The sequence below is a fragment of the Flavobacterium sp. genome (genome assembly GCF_046296355.1).
Classification (GTDB): domain Bacteria; phylum Bacteroidota; class Bacteroidia; order Flavobacteriales; family Flavobacteriaceae; genus Flavobacterium.
The window spans coordinates 134,412-153,021 of record NZ_JBKBLM010000002.1 but is presented as its reverse complement, the minus strand read 5'-3'; the positions used below and the strand labels follow the sequence as shown (position 1 = coordinate 153,021).

The window sequence follows — 18,610 nt, the reverse complement described above, 5'->3', positions numbered from 1 at the left end:
GCTAAATTTTAACTATCTCACAATTAGTTTTCTAGTTGTAGTAGTTTCGCCTTCAGTAATTTTGATAATATAGACACCCGGAGGTATAGAAGTAATGTTTAATTCCTTAGAAGAGATAGTGGTTTGGAACACTTTTTTTCCCAAGACATCAAAGATAAGTATCTCTTTATCAAGAGAAGTTTTAGAGGTAATGTAAATCTTGCCGTTGCTTACAGGATTTGGATAAAAACCAAGAGTTTCTCCTTGTTGTTTTCCGTCTTGTGCCAAAGACACAAGTGAGAACAAAAAGAAAGATAATGTTGTTAAAAAGTAGTTTCTAGCCATGACTCTAATTTGGTTATTACAAATATATAAAATTATTTCAAATATTGTACCAAAAAAAATCCCTCAATTGTTATTGAGGGATTCATTAGATTTTTTTATGATTAAGGAATCAAAGTTGTTCCGTTAACAGTGGCCCAAATTCCTGCTGTTATGCTGGCTCCAGTTGCACTGGCACTTGTTGTGTATTGTCCGGTTGGAAAAGCAACGCTTAAAGTTCCTGCACCTGCAAACTGTGAAGTTCCATCATTAATTTTTACAGTAGTTAGCTTTATCTTGCTTCCGTTTACTTGGTCTGTGTTGGTTCCGGCATCCTGAATTCTAACGGCTGTCGAATTGGCAGTTGTATATCCTGAAATCAAAACATTAGTAAAATCGCCATTTCCTTGTTTTTTGAATTGGATAGCATCGTATTCTGCAGCAGATGATCCGCCTTCAGTAACTGTTCCGGCAGCTCTTACTAAAGTAATATTAGAAATTACCGGCCAGTAAGCGTTATTATTATTAGAAGCTTCAATTTCCATTCCAAAATTTCCGGTACCCACTTGGTAAGCATACCAGTTTGAATTGTTTTGCCCTCTCCAACCGTCTTGCCAGTCGAAAGAGTCATCGTAGTTACCATAAGAAACTAGGTTGGTAGCACTAACAGTTCCACCATAAAACTCATAACCGTCATCAGCACCTTTGTAAGATACTAAGTGGTCTAATGTTGTTCCGGTTCCAACAGAGTAAAATGAAAAACCATTCATTTCACTTGTACCGTCAGTAATCTTTTTTCCGGCATATTCTACTCTTACATAACGTAAAGTACCACCATTGTGGGCAGCGTTTGTTCCGCCATAAGAAAGGTTTAATCCATCTTCAGAGGTTTTTGTAGTTACACCTCCGGCACCGTTTATTGGAGCATCTCCATACATGATGATACCACCCCAAGAACCAGGCGTTCCTGAAGGTTCTGTCAATACAATAGGTTGAGCAGCTGTTCCGTTCATGATTAATTTACCACCGTTTTTAACAACAATAGCATCAACACCATCAGTTGCATTAGCTGTAATGGTTGAGCCTGCATCAAAAGTTACTGTAACACCGTTTTCGATAGTTATAATTCCATTCAAAGTATAATTCCCAAAAGCATAGGTTTGATTTGTAGTGATTGATCCGGTTAATTCTCCTTCTACGGGTTGAATCGTTCCCTCATCGTCATCAGTTGAACATCCAACAAATAATGTTGATAAGATGGTAAGACTTAAAAATAAATTTTTCATTTTAAATTGTGTTTTAAATTGTTTTGACAAAACTACGGCAGTCGTGTTTTTTAAATGTTTGGTTATCATTATATAAAAGTTATCGATTAATTATTTAATTGTAAATACAATGTTTCCTAATTATAAACAAAAAAGAACTCCGGAGAGTTCTTTCTAATTTTAGAATGTGTAAGATAGACTTGTTGAAAATCCGACACCTCTTTTGTAGCTTTCCAAAAGTAACGAGGATTCGGTAATGCTAATCTCACTGTTGTCTCCTAATGACCTTTTGTAGGTTGGATTCAAAATATTGTCTATAGATAATTTTATGTCCCATTTTTTATTGATGCTACTTCCCCAAACAAAATCCAATTTGTGAAACGGTTTTTCATAGATATGATCATTACCGGCAACACCGACAGCGTAAATTCTTTCACCATACACATTGTAGACTAGTGAAGCGGTGTTTTTCCAGGTTGGATTAAAAAGGAATTCATATTTTAAATCGGAATTGATTAACCAACCTGAAGCTCCTTGTAATTTTCTTTTTTCAAAAGTGTCAAAATAACCATCACGATTTTTGTTTACGGTGGCTTCTGTTAGCATAAATGAGGTATTGGTTCCGAATGAAAAACCTTCAAGGTTTTTATTCAAACGACTCAATTGAACAAGAAATTCGAACTCAGCTCCAAAAAGCGTAGCGCTTTTATTGTTGAAATAGGTAATGGTTTGTCCACTTCCGGTAGCACTGGCCTGAACCGTTCTTTCAATCGGATTGTCTATGTATTTGCTAAATAAAGTAGCGGCAAACAATTCATTTTTGGTTGGAAATACTTCAAATTTCAAGTCAATATTGTAATTTTCACTATTTTCAATATCGGAGTTTCCTCTTTCAGTGGTTCCGTCAGCGTTGATTAAGTTGATGTCTAAGCTTTCAAAAAGTACCGGTTTGGTATAAGTTTTTGAAGCCGCTAAACGAAGATTACTCTTGTCATTTACTTCATACTTAACATTGACAGACGGTAAGATATACAAATTTTCATTGTTTTTCTTTCTGTACGGATTTCTGATTGGATCCTGAATCGATTTGTACTTGTACTCACGAATAGTGTTTTCGGCTCTAAGTCCAACATTCAACTCTAATTTTTCAGTGAAGTTGAATAACAATTTGGTGTACAAAGCATCTGCTCTTTGTGCTACTTTGGTTTTCCACTCAGCAGAAGATTGTTCTGTAAATGACAAGAAGTTACTTGCAATATCATCCTGAATAGCTTGGTCGATTTCATTTACAACTACATCGTATGGTGTAGCACCGGAATTTGGTACTCCAAAAGTAAATCGGAATTTGGAAACCATATATTCGGCAAAACCATTATATCCAAAAGAGAATTTGTGCTTTTTGTCTTCGTTTTTACCAAACTTATAGTTGTACTCTAAATTACCTGATAAGTGGAAATTGTTATCAATGTTAAAAAATTGACGCAACAAGTTGTTACTACCATATTGGGTGTTGATTTCTGTATCGCTGATTTTTGTTCCGGTGATAAATTTTCTGTCCGGTTGGCTGTATTTGGTTCGCGTATATGACAAACCTCCTTTTACCGAATGCTTGTCGTCACTCGTAATCTTGTAGTTTCCAAAAAATTGATTTGAAAAATAATCAGATTGCTCATATTGGTTCAATCGAATAAATTCGCTTGGATTGTCTACTGCAGTTCTGGTGTAACCTACTTGGTCTTGTATTAAATTTTCGGTTGATTTTAAGTACAAAGTATTGTACAATAATTTCATGCGGTCTGTTTTGTACTGTAAACCAACTAATATAGAGGATTGTGTTTGAAATTTGTATTCTTCTTTTACTAAATTATTATCATAAATCCCTTGCCCTTGAGAGAACGTTCTGTCAACTCCTTTTCTGATTTGATAAGAGTTGTCAAAATTGGTAGCGAATACATAGTTCAATTTATTTTTTTCTTTACCTAAATAAAATTTCCCCGAATGACTTACACCAAAGCTAGTATTTAAAGGTGCTGTGGTTTTGTTTACATCCCAACTTGATTTATAGTCGTTTTCAATTCTTCCTCTAGGACTAGGACCATAACCTGAAGGCAATTTGCGTTCTTGTCCGCCAAATCCGAAAAAGCTTTTCGTATTATCCGCATCGGTAGAAAGTAAAAAATCGCTGCCATTATTGTTGGTCGTGTAACCTACACCATAACTCAATTTGGTTTGACTTTCTTGTGTTTGGCTAGTAATAACATCAATAGTAGCACCGGCAAAGTCGCCATAAATATCTGGGTTGAAGGTTTTATAAACATCCATATAACCTACAACATCGGTTGGGAACTGGTCTAAAGGGATAATTTTTTTAAACGGACTGTTAGAAGGAACCGCCAAACCATTCAACAATAAACTATTGTAACGATCTTCTAATCCTCGAATAAATAAACCTTTTGATTCTACTTTAGAAATTCCGGAGATTTTGGTCAATCCTTCTTCTACAGTCGAAACTCCTTTTCTCGACATTTCTTGTGCGCCAATACTCTGTTTGATTTCAACTGCTTTTTTCTGTTCCAGTAATAAAGCGGTTTCTTTTTCACGGCTAACCGTATTTTGAATAACCACATCTTGCAATTGGTAACTTCCTGAGCCTAACGCTTTATTAATAGTAAGTGTTTCTCCGGCTTTTACTTCAATTTTTTCTTCGATGGTTTCATACCCTAAAAAACTGAATTGGATGGTGTAAATCCCGGCTTCAACAGCAAGAGTGTATTTTCCGGTTTCATCCGTTGTAACACCTATATTAGTTCCTTTAATGACTACATTAGCAAAAGGTAAAGGCTCGTTGTTTAAATCTTTATCTGTTAATGTTCCTGTGATAGTTCCTTTGCCTTGTGCAAATCCAATTACATTGATAAGTAAAAAAGTAACAATTAATTTAAGTTTCATTTTGTCTTGTTTAATTTTGGTGCAAAGAAACTACCGCATTGTAAAGGTCGTGTTACTTCATTATTACCTTTTTGTTCCTTTACTATTACCAAATTGTTAACACATTAAATTACCGTTAACTCAAGTTTTGTGGTATTTAATCATTTTGTATTATCTTTACATTTACATCGACAAAAAACAATTGTGTCCGTATGAAAAAAAAAGACATCAAGATTTTATTAGTAGATGATGAGCAGGATATCCTGGAAATTGTAGGCTACAATCTTTCCCAAGAAGGATATCAAATCGTAACCGCGACCAATGGAAAAGAAGCCATTACGAAAGCTAAAAAAGAATTACCGCAACTCATCATTATGGATGTAATGATGCCCGAAATGGATGGAATGGAAGCCTGTGAAAATATTCGCAAACTGCCCGAATTGAGCAATGTGATTATCACTTTTTTAACCGCTAGAAGCGAAGATTATTCTCAAGTAGCCGGTTTTGATGCCGGTGCCGATGATTATATCACCAAACCTATCAAGCCCAAATTATTGGTCAGCAAAGTAAAAGCTTTGTTGCGTCGTTTGAAAAACGAAGAACAAAATACGGAGACACTCAATGTTGGCGGCATAGAAATCAACCGCGAAGAATACAAAATCATCAAAGAAGGCAAAGAAATTGTTCTTCCAAGAAAAGAATTTGAATTGTTTTATTTATTAGCATCCAAACCCGGAAAAGTATTCAAAAGAGAAGAAATCTTGGATAAAGTTTGGGGCAATGAAGTCATCGTCGGAGGAAGAACCATCGATGTACATATTAGAAAACTTCGCGAGAAAATAGGCGAAGATTTGTTCAAAACCATTAAAGGTGTTGGATACAAATTAGAGGTGTAAATGAAAATAAGATTCAAGAAGACTTATCGTTTTGCAGTAGTATCCTCCTCTTATATTACTCTTTTTGCAACCGGTTTTCTCGGATTATTATTGTGGTTTTTTAACGAATTTTCTTGGCAAATCCTACTGGTTTTTGCTATATGCATACTGACTTTCTCTTTTTTTGTAATTCAATATCGTGTAGAGCACTTTATCTATCGTAGAGTAAAAAAAATATACGACGATGTTTCCCTTTTAGAATCCACTTCTTTTCGAAACCAACCGATAACAACGGATATGGCCACTTTAACCCAGCAGGTAAAAAAGTTCGCTACCGATAAAAAAATGGAGATTGAAACCCTTAAAGTTCGTGAAGAATACCGACGTGAGTTTTTGGGCAATGTTTCCCACGAATTAAAAACACCTTTATTTACTGTTCAAGGTTATTTATCGACGTTGCTTGACGGTGCAATGAATGATAAAAATATACGAAAAAAATACTTGGAACGTGCCGAAAAAGGCGTAGAAAGATTAATCTACATTGTAGAAGATTTAGACATGATTTCCAAACTAGAAACCGGTGATTTAAATCTAGAATTGTCTACGTTTAATATTGTTGATTTAATTCAAAATGTCTTCGATTTATTAGAAATGAAAGCCGATAAAAAGAATATCATCTTGATGTTCGACCGAAAGCACAGCAAACCCATTCGAGTATTTGCTGATAAAGAAAAAATTCAACAAGTGTTGACCAATTTGGTGATGAATTCCATCAAATACGGTAAAGAAAACGGTACGACTGAAGTAACGATTGAGGATTTAGTCAATGACAAGATTATAGTGCGTTTCAGAGACAACGGAGAAGGTATAGAAAAGCAATATATTCCTCGTTTGTTTGAGCGCTTTTTCAGAGTAGATAAAAGCGGAGCCAGAAGCGAAGGCGGTTCTGGATTGGGTTTGTCAATCGTCAAACACATCATCGAAGCGCATGGCGAAAAAATTTATGTAGAAAGCGAATTCGGCAAAGGTTCAGAATTCTCATTCACCCTCGAAAAGTATAAATAATTGCTTCCAATTCACGGCTTCCTTCAGTTGAGGTAATCCTTTGTATAGCGGAATTTCCAATAAATTTTCTATTCTGAATTCGTCTTGTTTGGCATAAGGCGCAATCCCGTTTCTTTTATATCTTTTGGCCAAATATTCCTGCTCAAATTGTCCCGGTGTTGGAATGAAAAAGGCTTTCTTTTCCAATTTAGCTAAATCCATAACAGTAGTATAACCCGAACGGCAAAGCACCATTTCACTTTCGTTAAAAGCGGTTTCAATTTCGGAAGACGTCATGAAATTGTAATAAGTGATGTTTTTGACGGTTTCCGTTTTTTGTTCCGGCTCTATCTTGCCTTTGATAAAAATTACTTCGCCATTGTAGTTTTGAAGTTCATCAATTAATCTTTCTTCCAACATCGTTCGCTGAGGTTCAGGACCGGAAAGAATGACCATTAATTCGTATTTGGATTCCAAATCTTTTTTCTCCAAACGACTTAACGGACCCAAATATTTCAATGACAAATCACTGTTTTTCAAATGCCCTAATTTGCCGGTTAGATTGGGTTGTTCTTTCATGTCGGGAATCCAACATTCTGTAAATTTGCCTATAAAATACTGATGCAATTTGCTCGAAATCCAAGTGGTTTTGCCCGATAAAACATTTAGTTGGTGCGTCATAAAAATACTCGGCACTTTTTTGCTGTAAACGCCCAAACGATTGTCAGAAATGATGCCTTTCAAATTGTATTTTTTCACCAAGGCTTTGACCAATTTCTTTTCTTCAAAAATGGCCTGAATCATTTTTGGACTGTTTTTAATCAGTTTCCATTTAAAATCGGCGCCGTCTTTGGCGTATTCTATTTCGTAGGAAGGCAATTCTACCGTATGCAAATGCGGAAATTCTTTTTGTAAAATTCGAAGCGCAATCCCATCAGAAGCTATTATTGGTGTAAAACCAAAAAGTTCCAATTCCCGAATAATCGGAATGCAACGAGTGGCGTGTCCTAAACCCCAATTTAACGGTGCAACAAGTATATTTTTTGACATTGTTTTTTATTATTTAACCACATAGAAACATAGTTTTATAAAAATTATTGAGTCGTTTCACTCAAGTATAGCAATCTTAATTTTCAAAAACTTTTTCTATCCATTTCTTCATTTCTATGCCTCGATGTGGTTCATTTTTATTTTTTCAAAATACTTATAAACTGTTCAGCCAATTTGTCTTCATATTCAAAATGCGGTTCTTCTTCTGAAAGAAAGTCATTCGGATTGTGTTTGTACAATTTCCATTTTTTATTATTGTATTCCAAAGCGGTCAAATTTTCTATCCAATCACCCGAATTCAAATAGGTTGTCCTTCCTTTTTCGGTTTCAATTAAACTGATTTTTGGTTCGTGAATGTGTCCGCAAATTACATAATCATACTGGTTTTCTATGGCTAATTCGGCACAAACATTTTCAAAATTAGTGATAAATTTTATCGCCGATTTTACGTTGTCTTTTATTTTTTTGGACAAAGAATAGGGCTCTTTATTCATTTTGGCCAAAACCCAATTCAAAAAACGATTGATTAAAATCAGAAGATCATAACCCCAACCGCCAAGTTTTGCCAACCATTTAGCATGATTAATCGAAGCATCAAAAACATCACCATGAAAAATCCAGGCTTTTTTACCGTCTAACTCTAAGACCAATTTGTTGAGTAAACTGAGATTTCCTAGGTGTAAATCGGTAAACTTTCTCAAGAATTCATCGTGGTTTCCGGTTAAGTAATACACTTTTGTACCTTTGGAACTTAAGGAAATGATTTTTTTAATCACCTTCAAATGCGAAGCCGGAAAGTAAGATTTTCTGAATTGCCAAATATCAATGATGTCGCCGTTCAGAATTAATGTTTTCGGTTTAATGGAAGACAAATAATTTAATAATTCTCTGGCGTGACAACCATATGTTCCCAAATGAACATCGGATATGACCACAACTTCTACTTTTCTTTTTTTCAAAATAAATAAGTTTATCAAAGAAAGTATTTTAAAGAAACAATTACGTTACTTAAACATTATCAAAACTTTATTTGTACTGACTTTTATTTCCTTAATTTTACCGAAAATTTAAGTTTGTGGGCAGTAAGAATAAATTAAAACGATTTAAGGAAAACGAAACTTTTCAAAATGTTTTCCAACCAACGCGAGAAGAAGTAGTAGGTGGTGAGTTTCCGCTAAAAGGCAAATGGAACAGTGATTTCTTCAAAAACGACAATCCAATCATCATTGAATTAGGTTGTGGCAAAGGCGAATATTCCGTTGGCTTAGCCGAAAAATATCCGGATAAAAACTTTGTCGGAATCGATATCAAAGGAGCGCGATTTTGGCGTGGTGCGAAAACTGCAGTCGATGAAGGCATGCACAATGTGGCTTTTGTTCGCACCCAAATTGAGCTAATCGAAGACATTTTTGCCAAGCATGAAGTTTCCGAAATTTGGATCACTTTTCCCGATCCGCAAATCAAATACAAACGTACCAAGCACCGAATGACCAACAGTGAGTTTTTGAAATTGTACAAAAGAATTTTAAAACCTGATGGTGTGGTCAACTTAAAAACCGACAGCGAGTTCATGCACGGTTATACTCTGGGATTGTTACACGGCGAAGGACACGAAGTCTTATACGCCAACCACAATGTCTACAAAAACGAAGGCGCACCGGAGGAAGTAATCGGTATCCAAACGTTTTACGAAAAACAATATTTGGAAATCAATAAAGCAATTACGTATATTCGTTTCAAAATCAAATAGATGACCTTTATCTTGCCTCTTGTCTTGGGTTTTTGCATTTCGTTTTTGGCGGTTATACTTCCGGGTTTAATCAATATGACGGCTGCAAAAATCAGTTTGCAAGAGAGTAAAAATGAAGCGATAAGCTTTGCTGCAGGCGCGGCTACTATCGTTTTTTTCCAAACCTTTATCGCTGTACTGTTCGCCCGATTCATCAGCAATCACGATGAAATTGTGGCAACCTTACAAGAGATCGGGATCTTCATTTTCTCGGGGTTGAGTATTTATTTTTTCTGGATTGCCAAAAAACCAAAGAAATTAAAAGCAGACCGAATTGTCAAAGGAAAATCGAACCGTTTCTTTTTTGGGATGCTATTGTCTATGCTCAATTTGTTGCCGATTCCGTTCTACGTTTTCGCCAGTATGGGTTTGGCCGCTGCCGGTTATTTCAGCTTTGATAAAATCCCGGTTTCTTCCTTTGTAATTGGCGTAGTTCTCGGCTCGTTTAGCGTTTTTTACCTCTACATTGTCGCCTTTAAAAAGATTGAAAAGAAGACCGAATTCTTAATGCAAAATATCAATATTGTTATTGGTTCTGTGACGACTTTTATGGCTGTGGTTACTTTGATTAAATTACTTTACAGCTAAAATGGAAGATAATTTTTTCGAAAGAGTATACGCGATAGCACGACAAATTCCGGAAGGAAAAGTGACTTCGTATGGTGCTATTGCTAGGGCATTAGGGACAGCTCGTTCCGCCAGAATGGTTGGTTGGGCCATGAATGCCTGTCACGGCAGAGAAGATATTCCGGCACACAGAGTGGTGAATAGAATTGGTGTGCTTTCAGGAAAACACCATTTCCAAGGCACTAATTTAATGCAACAATTACTCGAAAACGAAGGCATTGAAGTCATCGATAATCAGATTGTCGATTTCGAACAACACTTTTGGCAACCTGAAATTAGTCAGCAGTAAACATCCCGCATCCAGCATCCATCTTCCAACTATTTCTCCATAAACATTTTCAATTCTTTAACGATTGTTTCCAAACATTTCGTATTATCTTTGTAATCTAAATTCAGTTTAAATAAAAGTAACTGAAAAGCTTAATTACCATTAGAAATGAAACTAGATAGAAAAGAAATCTTAGCAGCTTTAGAAACCATTACTATCGCAGGCGAGGGAAAGAATATGGTCGAAAGCGGTGCCGTAAAAAATGTACTGACGTTCGGCAACGAAGTCGTAGTCGATTTAGTAATCACAACGCCGGCGATGCACATCAAAAAACGTGCGGAAGACGACATCAAAAAATTAATCCACGAAAAATTCTCTGCTGATGCTGAGGTAAAAGTCAATATCAAAGTAGAAACGCCAACCCAAAATCCGAACGAAATCAAAGGCAAAGCCATTCCGGGTATCAGCAATATTATTGCGGTAGCTTCAGGAAAAGGCGGCGTTGGAAAATCTACAGTTACCGCAAACTTAGCCGTGACTTTGGCCAAAATGGGATTCAAAGTCGGAATTCTCGATGCTGATATTTACGGTCCATCAATGCCGATTATGTTCGACGTAGAAAACGAGAAACCAATCTCGATTGAAGTCGACGGCAAATCAAAAATGAAACCTGTCGAAAGCTACGAAATCAAATTGCTTTCCATCGGATTCTTTACGGCTCCGAGTCAGGCCGTAATTTGGCGTGGACCAATGGCTTCCAAAGCGTTGAACCAAATGATATTCGATGCCGCTTGGGGCGAATTAGACTTCATGCTCATCGATTTACCTCCGGGAACAGGTGATATTCACTTGTCCATCATGCAATCGTTGCCAATCACCGGCGCTGTTGTAGTGAGTACACCGCAAGCTGTAGCTTTGGCTGATGCCAAAAAAGGAGTTTCGATGTTCTTGTCAGACAGCATTAACGTTCCGGTTTTAGGAATCATAGAAAATATGGCTTATTTCACACCTGAAGAATTGCCAAATAACAAATATTACATCTTCGGAAAAGAAGGTGCCAAAAACCTGGCGGAAGATTTGCAAGTACCGTTTTTAGGCGAAGTGCCATTGGTACAAAGCATTCGCGAAGCCGGTGATTACGGTCGTCCGGCAGCCTTGCAAACGGCTTCGGTAATCGAAAGGGTTTTTGAAGAAATCACCAGAAATGTTGTGCAGGAAACGGTAAACAGAAATAATGATTTACCACCAACCGAAGCAATCAAAATAACTACCATGGCAGGTTGTTCTGCCGTTAAAGGAAAATAAGATGACAAACGAAGAATTGATTTTAAACATCGAAAAAGCACTCAGCGAAATCAGACCTTTTCTGAATTCCGATGGCGGCGATATCAGTTTGGTTTCCATAGAAGAGGAGAAACATGTAAAAGTGCGTCTTCAAGGAGCTTGTACTTCTTGCAGTTTAAGCATCAGTACAATGAAAGCCGGTGTGGAAACAACGATAAAAAAATACGCGCCACAAATAGAAACTGTTGAGAACGTAGCATAGTTGGGCGTTACCCGTTGAAAAAACGGGTCGGGCTGTCCGCAGTACACGGTACTTGCTCCCATCCCTAACGCATTCGTGCTGAACATGACAAAAATCATAAAATAAAAGTTCCGGTTTAAAGACCTTAGCGCCTCAGAACCTCAGAACCTCAGAACCTCAAAAAATGATTGAAACAGATATATTGATTATCGGTGCCGGACCAACAGGGCTTTTTACTGTTTTCGAAGCCGGATTATTAAAATTAAAATGCCACATTATAGATGCTTTGCCACAACCCGGTGGACAATTAGCAGAATTGTATCCCAAAAAACCCATCTACGATATTCCCGGTTATCCTGAAGTGTTGGCGGGTGATTTGGTGACGAATTTAATGGAGCAAATCAAACAATTCCAACCCGGATTTACCTTAGGACAAACCGCCGAAACGATTGAAAAACTGGATGACGGTAGTTTTATCGTAACTACGAATGAAGGTACAAAACATTTGGCCAAAGCCATAGCCATTGCCGGTGGTTTAGGAACATTCGAACCAAGAAAACCTATTCTAAAAGACATAGAATTTTACGAAAAAGAAGACCGAGGCGTTGATTATTTTGTAAAAGATCCCGAAAAATACAGAGGTAAAAATATAGTGATTTCCGGCGGTGGCGATTCTGCTTTGGATTGGAGTATTTTCCTTTCCGATGTGGCGGCTTCCGTAACTTTGGTACACCGAAGAAATGAATTCCGCGGCGCATTAGATTCCGTTGAAAAAGTACAGGAATTAAAATCGGCAGGAAAAATTAAACTAATTACACCCGGAGAAGTTATAGGCTTCAAAGGTTCGGAAAGAATTGAATCTGTTGATATTGAAGTCAACGGTGCACGTATGAACGTTGTAACCGATTATTTTATTCCGCTATTTGGCTTGACACCAAAATTGGGACCTATCGCCAATTGGGGATTAGAAATAGAAAAAAATGCTATTAAAGTCAACAACGCTTTAGACTATCAAACCAATATTGAAGGCATTTACGCCATTGGTGACGTGAATATTTATCCGGGCAAGTTGAAACTGATTCTTTGTGGTTTCCATGAAGCGACATTGATGTGCCAAAGTGTTTACCAAAGATTAAATCCGGGCAAAAAATATGTCTTGAAATACACCACAGTTTCGGGTGTTGAAGGTTTTGACGGTACTCGTAAAGAAGCAGAAAAAGCAGTAGTAAAATCTATAGAATAACATGGCAAACGACGTTACCATAACCATAACTGATCGCGAAGGCATCAGTCACGAAGTGCAAGCACCAACTGACATGAACATGAATATCATGGAACTCGTTCGCGCCTATGAATTAGCACCCGAAGGCACTATCGGAATTTGTGGCGGCATGGCGATGTGTGCTTCTTGCCAGTGTTATGTATTAAATGATTTTCCTTTGCCTGAGAAAAGTGACGATGAGCAAGCCATGCTTTGGGAAGCTTTTAATGTTAAAGAAAACAGCCGCTTGGGTTGTCAAATCCATATCACCGAAGACCTTGAAGGACTAGAAATAGAATTGGCTCCGCAATAAAACTAGAGTTTATATTTGTTTGGTTGTTAGTTTAATAATTTATTAAACATAAAGTAACAATCAAAACTCATCTAATGAATAGATTAGCGAAACAAATAAAACTAGGTGAAAATTTCATTTAATAATTTTCGTTATTTCAGAGTTCAAATATTTTTATCGTTTTCAACAATTCTTGTGTTGATGGTAATTTGGTTTCTTTTCTACGCTTATATCGATCGAAAAATAGGGAAACTCAATGACTTTACAGATAAGACCTATAACGTTTCTAAAGACTTTAGTACAAACGTTAAAAATTTCCAATCTTTTTTATTAACAGGATATAAAGAGAAAGAATTCTATGTTAATAGAAATCAAAGGGATATTGACTTGTATATCAATAATTTAAAAAAACAAAAAAAGCAAGTTCTTGAAATTCTAAATGAATCGAAGCGCTTGAATATTGATATCAATCATCCAATGACTAAGCTTTCGAGTGACATTGATAGTCTGTATAAAAGCGTTATCATATTTAAAGAAATTGCCTTAGCTCGTGGATTTAAAGATTACGGATTTGAAGGCGAAATGAGAAGTAAAGCCCATTTATTAGAAAACAATTCTTCTTTAGATAAAATTACGTTACTCCAATTGCGCAGGCACGAAAAGGATTATTTACTTAGAGCTGACGAAATTTATTTTTTTGAATTTGACAAACTCATAAACAGTACAATTAAAAAAAAGAGCGTTGATCCTTATACAAAAGAGCTTCTGATAGGGTATAAAAATAACTTTCGAGAATTAGTTAATAAGAGTTCAGAATTAGGCCTTACACCAAATTTAGGCTTGTATGGTAAAATTAATTATTTAAATGTTTTTGTAGAAGACTCTTTTCTTCAAATTATAAATTTGTCAAAAAATAAAGTAAATCAAGTAAAAAGTAATTTATTCTATTTTCAATTATTTCAGACCATTTTAATTGGGTTATTGGCATTGTTTTTAAGTGTTTATGTGTCGCGTTATTTCACCAAAGATTTACAACTATTGACAATGGATATTTCTAATTATATCAAGTCAAATTTTAAAGATAATCAAATTACTATCAATCAAAGTTCACCGATTAGAGAAGTAGATTTTTTGTTAAAAAGTTATGGAATTTTAAGAGAAAAGCTAACCAAAAATATTGAGTTTTTAGAAAAAGCAACAGAACAGGCCAACAACAGCGCATCCTTCAAAACGCAGTTTTTAGCCAATATGAGTCACGAAATAAGATCGCCACTCAACGGTGTAATTGGAATGTTGAACATGCTTAAAACCAAATCGTTGACAAATGAGCAAATAGAGTATGTTGAAATTGCCGAACATAGTGCAGATCACCTTTTAGGATTGGTGAATATGATTTTAGACCATTCTAAAATGGAGGCAGGAAAAATGAATTTGGAGTATTATCCCATAAATCTTAAAAAAGAACTAGCCAAATTAATAAGACTCTTTGAATATAGAATTAAGGACAAAAATATTGAACTCCACTTTATTTTTGATGATGCCATTTTAAGCAACATACTTGGTGATAACTTGAGATTACAACAAGTCCTAATCAATTTATTGGATAATGCTATAAAGTTTACGCCAAAAGGAGATGTAAGACTAGAAGTTAAACTCATAAACATAGTTGATGAAGTTCAATACATTGGATTTAAAGTAATGGACTCAGGAATAGGTATTGATGCCAACAAAACAGAACAAATTTTATTAGCATTTGAACAAGCAGATTTGTCAACAACAAGAAAGTATGGCGGAACCGGATTGGGTTTAACAATCTCTAACCAATTAATCCAACTAATGGGAGGGACAAAATTAAATATTGCTCCATTAATAAACGGAGGATCAAGTTTTAATTTTGAAATACCGTTTAGGTTAAATCTTAATGAAGTTTATGCGGAAAATATTGAAAATGACATAAGTAATAAATCAGAGATTTGCGTTAATAAAGCCTTAATAGTTGAAGACAACATCATCAATCAAAAGGTTTTATATAAACTTTTGGAAAAAATAAACATAAAATCAGATATTGCAAACAATGGTAAAGAAGCCGTTTTGTTATACCAAGAAAATGAGTATGATATGATTTTTATGGATTTGCACATGCCGGAAATGGATGGGTTTGAAGCAACAGCCATAATAAAAAACTCTATAAAATATCAAAAATTTTTAACCCCAATTATCGCTGTTACAGCAAGCGCATTTGATGAAGATAAGGTTAAAGCAATATCTAATGGGATGGATGATTTTATTACAAAACCTATTGTATTAAAAAATCTTGAGGAAACTATAATTAAACAAATAAATTTAAAAGTGATTCAGTAATTTTCTAGTTTAATTTTTGCAACGGGCAAAATCAGCTCTACAAATTTTGAATAAGCAACAGTTGATGGATGCAAACCATCATTAGCTACCAATTCAGGTTGCTCTAAACCTAATCTTGTGATATCAGTAATATTGATGAAAGTAATGTTGTTGGCCAAACAATAATTTTGGGCAAAGGCATTATAAGCATCCAATTGAGCAGAAATATTTGAAGGATTCGATGAACCTTGTCCAAAAGGCGTGTAAGCATAATCCGGAATTGAAACTACAATAACATTGTTTTTGTCGCCTTTGGCTTTAGTGATGGCTATAGCAACCAATTCAGGGAATTCTTGTTCGTAAACACTAAAAGGTTGGCCTTGGTATTGGTTGTTGACGCCAATTAACAGAGTAACCAAATCATAGTCATTGGTTATCGCTCCAGCAGCAATAGCATTTTTTAAGTTGTTTGTTGTCCAACCCGTTTGGGCTATAAGTTTGATTTGAAAAGTGTCGGCTTCATTAAGGTATTGACCAAGACTGTCTTTCAATTGTTCGGGAAACCGACAAGTTTCGCAAACGTTTTGACCAAAAGTATAACTATCGCCTAAGGCCAAATATTTATAGTTAGCCGAAACAATTTGAGTGGCAGTATTGTCCTCGTCCGAACTGCAACCTATCAATGATAAGACAAGTAAGAGCGAGAAAAATATTTTAGTAATGTATTTCATTAGGATTATTTCATTACAATTCCGATAAAGCAATTGCTTTGGATTTAAGCCAATTCTAAATTAGCTTCTATTTTTTCTTCAATGGCATTCCAAAGCCCGATTCTTTTCTCTAAAGCTAAAATCGAAACTTCCTCAACTTCCTTCCATTTTTGAGAATCATCCTGACAAAGTTCGGTAATCATTTGCATCGCCATTGGTCCGTGTTCGTCGGCGTCTAATTCGATATGTCTTTCGAAGTAATAAATCAATTTAGACAAATCAACATCCGGGAAATTTTGTTGGAAGCTTTTCAGGATTTCAGTAAACATATTCGGAATCAAATCTTCTCTACCAAAAGTAAACGCCGCCGCAATTTTGTGCACTTTGCCTTCTTCGATGACGCGGAAAGTAAAGTCGAGAAACGCTTTCACTTCAGGATGTAAATCACTTTGTTTGATGGCGATAAATACATTTTTAGTATCGATTACGTTTTGTAGAAAAGTGTCTAATTCTTTGGTACAAGCACCACAACTTTGCAAGGCATCGACATACATTTCGAAATGACTTAAACGTTTGCCGTCTAAAGTCAAATCGCTTTCTTCTGCCAAAACAATTTCGTTAATTAAATACCTAGTTTCCGGATTGGCTGAAGCAAACCATGGCGTAGTGGTGCAAGTTAATTTGCTTTGCAGTGCTTTTAACAGCGACATAAAATCCCAAACGGCATACACATGATTTTCCAAAAACTTTCGCAAGTCGTCTATCGTTTTTACTTTTTCGTATAAAGGATGTTGGAGTAAAATGTCTTTCTGTGGTTGAATTTTTTCGTTAATGATAGAAATGGTCATAGTTTTTTATTGTATTTACGAAGGATAGAACTTTAGGGATTCTATTCTAAACAAAAGTAAAAATGCTTCCCGAAATAGAGAAGCATTTTATATCAATTTTATTTATTGTTTAATGTCTTTAAATGTTGTACCACATAGAGACATAGAATTTATTGTTTTGAATTGAGAAAACTTTGTTTTGACATAGTATTAGCGCTATGAATTCAAAATTCCTTAAAATTCCCTTTTTTCATAAACCATTTCTATGCTTCTATGTGGTAAAATAAAATCTTATTTAAAAGCCGGAATGCCTGTGATATCCGCACCGGTAATCAACAAGTGAATGTCGTGCGTGCCTTCATAAGTAATCACGGATTCCAAATTCATACTATGGCGCATAATTGAATAATCTCCGGTGATTCCCATTCCGCCTAACATTTGACGGGCTTCACGAGCGATGTGAATCGCCATATCCACGTTGTTTCTTTTCGCCATAGAGATTTGAGCGGTTGTTGCTTTGCCTTCGTTTCTCAAAACGCCTAGTCTCCAAGTTAGCAATTGGGCTTTAGTGATTTCGGTAATCATTTCGGCCAATTTCTTTTGTTGCAATTGGAAAGAAGCAATCGGTTTGTCAAACTGAATTCTTTCTTTGGCATAACGCAAAGCTGTGTCATAACAATCCATAGCCGCACCAATAGCACCCCAAGCAATTCCGTAACGAGCCGAATCCAAACATTGCATTGGCGCACCTAATCCGGATTTGCCCGGCATTAAGTTTTCTTTTGGCACTTTTACGTTGTCAAAAATCAATTCACCCGTTGCCGAAGCACGAAGTGACCATTTGTTATGCGTTTCAGGCGTGGTTAAACCTTCCATGCCACGTTCAACAATTAAACCGTGGATTCTGCCTTCTTCATTTTTCGCCCATACTACAGCGATGTCCGCAAATGGCGCGTTTGAAATCCACATTTTGGCACCGTTCAACAAATAATGGTCGCCCATGTCTTTGAAGTTGGTGGTCATTCCTGAAGGATTCGAACCATGATCAGGTTCGGTCAATCCGAAACAACCCATGAATTCTCCGGTAGCCAGTTTTGGTAAATATTTTTGACGTTGTTCTTCGGTTCCGAATTTCCAAATGGGATACATTACTAAAGACGATTGTACCGATGACGTAGAACGCACACCCGAATCACCTCTTTCAATTTCCTGCATGATTAAACCATACGAAATTTGGTCCAAACCGGCACCGCCATATTCTTCAGGAATATAAGGTCCGAATCCACCTATTTCACCCAATCCTTTGATGATTTGTTTTGGAAATTCCGCACGTTGCGCATAATCTTCAATGATAGGAGAAACTTCTCGTTTCACCCACGCACGAGCTGAATCACGCACTAATTTGTGTTCTTCCGTTAATAAATCATCTAAATTGTAGTAATCCGGAGCTTGAAATAAATCTGGTTTCATTTTCTAAAAAGTGATTAGTAATTAGTGATTAGTAATTAG

18 protein-coding genes are annotated in these 18,610 nt (G+C 36.1%); 10 read left to right on the top strand and 8 right to left on the bottom strand.

Going from position 1 to position 18,610, the window contains the following annotated elements; translation table 11 throughout:
- Positions 1-12: 12 nt before the first annotated feature.
- The 3 genes from ACK4HO_RS02640 to ACK4HO_RS02630 all read right to left on the bottom strand — a co-directional run bounded on the left by ACK4HO_RS02640 (position 13) and on the right by ACK4HO_RS02630 (position 4,514).
- Positions 13-324, bottom strand: a complete 312-nt coding sequence (locus ACK4HO_RS02640) for a T9SS type A sorting domain-containing protein (protein WP_409662185.1) — start codon at positions 322-324, stop codon at positions 13-15.
- A 101-nt stretch (positions 325-425) separates the two neighbouring features.
- Positions 426-1,586, bottom strand: a complete 1,161-nt coding sequence (locus ACK4HO_RS02635) for a hypothetical protein (RefSeq protein ID WP_409662182.1) — start codon at positions 1,584-1,586, stop codon at positions 426-428.
- A gap of 159 nt (positions 1,587-1,745) precedes the next feature.
- On the bottom strand, positions 1,746-4,514 hold the full coding sequence (locus ACK4HO_RS02630; RefSeq protein WP_409662179.1) for a carboxypeptidase-like regulatory domain-containing protein: 2,769 nt from the start codon (positions 4,512-4,514) through the stop codon (positions 1,746-1,748).
- A 191-nt stretch (positions 4,515-4,705) separates the two neighbouring features.
- Between ACK4HO_RS02630 and ACK4HO_RS02625 the strand changes: the two genes are divergently transcribed.
- Entirely contained in the window at positions 4,706-5,389 is a 684-nt protein-coding gene (locus ACK4HO_RS02625) for a response regulator transcription factor (RefSeq protein ID WP_171220973.1), read from the top strand.
- Entirely contained in the window at positions 5,390-6,433 is a 1,044-nt protein-coding gene (locus ACK4HO_RS02620) for a sensor histidine kinase (protein WP_409662175.1), read from the top strand.
- Here ACK4HO_RS02620 and ACK4HO_RS02615 read toward each other — a convergent pair.
- The gene (locus ACK4HO_RS02615) at positions 6,407-7,462 is read right to left on the bottom strand and encodes a glycosyltransferase (RefSeq protein ID WP_409662172.1); all 1,056 of its coding nucleotides are present in this window, start codon (positions 7,460-7,462) and stop codon (positions 6,407-6,409) included. The genes ACK4HO_RS02620 and ACK4HO_RS02615 overlap by 27 nt on opposite strands.
- 137 nt (positions 7,463-7,599) lie before the next feature.
- Positions 7,600-8,421 (bottom strand): UDP-2,3-diacylglucosamine diphosphatase, encoded by an 822-nt coding sequence (locus ACK4HO_RS02610; protein ID WP_409662169.1) that lies wholly within the window; start codon positions 8,419-8,421, stop codon positions 7,600-7,602.
- Positions 8,422-8,537: 116 nt separating this feature from the next.
- Here ACK4HO_RS02610 and trmB point away from each other — a divergent pair, with 116 nt between their 5' ends.
- The 8 genes from trmB (at position 8,538) to ACK4HO_RS02570 (ending at position 15,585) form a co-directional block, all read left to right on the top strand.
- Positions 8,538-9,212, top strand: a complete 675-nt coding sequence (trmB, locus tag ACK4HO_RS02605) for a tRNA (guanosine(46)-N7)-methyltransferase TrmB (protein WP_409662166.1) — start codon at positions 8,538-8,540, stop codon at positions 9,210-9,212.
- Positions 9,213-9,839: a lysine transporter LysE gene (locus ACK4HO_RS02600; protein WP_409662164.1), complete on the top strand. Its 627-nt coding sequence runs from the start codon at positions 9,213-9,215 to the stop codon at positions 9,837-9,839. It abuts the gene before it with no gap.
- Between the two features lies 1 nt (position 9,840).
- Positions 9,841-10,167, top strand: a complete 327-nt coding sequence (locus ACK4HO_RS02595; protein ID WP_409662161.1) for an MGMT family protein — start codon at positions 9,841-9,843, stop codon at positions 10,165-10,167.
- A 147-nt stretch (positions 10,168-10,314) separates the two neighbouring features.
- Positions 10,315-11,451 (top strand): P-loop NTPase, encoded by a 1,137-nt coding sequence (locus tag ACK4HO_RS02590; RefSeq protein WP_409662158.1) that lies wholly within the window; start codon positions 10,315-10,317, stop codon positions 11,449-11,451.
- A gap of 1 nt (position 11,452) precedes the next feature.
- Positions 11,453-11,692, top strand: a complete 240-nt coding sequence (locus tag ACK4HO_RS02585) for a NifU family protein (RefSeq protein ID WP_409662155.1) — start codon at positions 11,453-11,455, stop codon at positions 11,690-11,692.
- Between the two features lie 163 nt (positions 11,693-11,855).
- Positions 11,856-12,914: an NAD(P)/FAD-dependent oxidoreductase gene (locus ACK4HO_RS02580; protein WP_409662152.1), complete on the top strand. Its 1,059-nt coding sequence runs from the start codon at positions 11,856-11,858 to the stop codon at positions 12,912-12,914.
- A 1-nt stretch (position 12,915) separates the two neighbouring features.
- On the top strand, positions 12,916-13,245 hold the full coding sequence (locus ACK4HO_RS02575; protein ID WP_409662149.1) for a ferredoxin: 330 nt from the start codon (positions 12,916-12,918) through the stop codon (positions 13,243-13,245).
- A gap of 105 nt (positions 13,246-13,350) precedes the next feature.
- Positions 13,351-15,585 carry a response regulator gene (locus tag ACK4HO_RS02570; protein WP_409662146.1) on the top strand — a complete coding sequence of 745 codons (2,235 nt, stop codon included), beginning with the start codon at positions 13,351-13,353 and terminating at the stop codon, positions 15,583-15,585.
- Here the strand turns inward: ACK4HO_RS02570 and ACK4HO_RS02565 are convergent.
- The 3 genes from ACK4HO_RS02565 to ACK4HO_RS02555 all read right to left on the bottom strand — a co-directional run bounded on the left by ACK4HO_RS02565 (position 15,579) and on the right by ACK4HO_RS02555 (position 18,571).
- Entirely contained in the window at positions 15,579-16,295 is a 717-nt protein-coding gene (locus tag ACK4HO_RS02565) for an SGNH/GDSL hydrolase family protein (protein WP_409662143.1), read from the bottom strand. The two genes, ACK4HO_RS02570 and ACK4HO_RS02565, sit on opposite strands and share 7 nt — an antisense overlap.
- A 44-nt stretch (positions 16,296-16,339) precedes the next feature.
- Positions 16,340-17,122: a DUF3050 domain-containing protein gene (locus ACK4HO_RS02560; RefSeq protein WP_409662140.1), complete on the bottom strand. Its 783-nt coding sequence runs from the start codon at positions 17,120-17,122 to the stop codon at positions 16,340-16,342.
- Positions 17,123-17,392: 270 nt separating this feature from the next.
- Complete coding sequence (locus ACK4HO_RS02555; RefSeq protein WP_409662137.1) at positions 17,393-18,571, bottom strand: acyl-CoA dehydrogenase family protein; 1,179 nt, start codon at positions 18,569-18,571, stop codon at positions 17,393-17,395.
- Between the last annotated feature and the right edge of the window lie 39 nt (positions 18,572-18,610).